The organism is Aquincola tertiaricarbonis, assembly GCF_000969605.1.
Lineage (GTDB): Bacteria > Pseudomonadota > Gammaproteobacteria > Burkholderiales > Burkholderiaceae_C > Aquincola > Aquincola tertiaricarbonis.
In genome coordinates this window covers 1-526 of sequence record NZ_JZUE01000087.1, presented here as the reverse complement: position 1 = coordinate 526, position 526 = coordinate 1, and the positions used below count along the sequence as shown (strand labels likewise).

The 526-nt window shown below is 70.0% G+C and carries 1 protein-coding gene; it reads left to right on the top strand.

Translation table 11 applies throughout. The annotated features are described in order from the left end of the window. On the top strand, positions 1-513 hold a 513-nt coding region (locus VO99_RS27530), incomplete at its 5' end, for a hypothetical protein (RefSeq protein ID WP_232315616.1). Positions 514-526: the final 13 nt, after the last annotated feature.

Genomic DNA, 526 nt, shown 5'->3' with positions numbered 1-526 from the left:
GATGGAACTGGTGCCCGTTTCGGCCCGGGCCACTGCAACCGCCGCGTGACGCTCATGGGCCGCCCAACCACTGCCCGAGAGGCGTTGCTGGCCGAGCTGCTCGGTGACATCGCCGTGCTGCTCGACCGGGTGGATGCGCTGCCACCGGAGGTGCACCAGGCCACGCAGACGCTGTCGAAGGCGGCCGATCGGGCGGCACAAACCGTGGTGCTGGTGGATGGCCAGTTGGCGGCGCTCGCCAAGCAGGCGAAGGTGGCGGCGATGCAGCACGTCGCCAAGGAGACCCATGCCCTCTTCGACCACATTGCGCAGGAGCAGCGGGCCCTGATGACAGAAGCGGCACGGGCCGTAGTGGCACAGGAAGTCGGGCCGCCGCTGCAGCGCCTCGCAGGGACGCTGGCGGAGATCACCCGCCAGGCACATGCGCCGTGGCGCGTGTGGCTGACGCACGCCGCCACGGCAGCCTTGGCGGTGGCCGTGACGGTGGTGCTGTACGCGGCGCCTTGGCTTTGAGCTCATGCCTTCA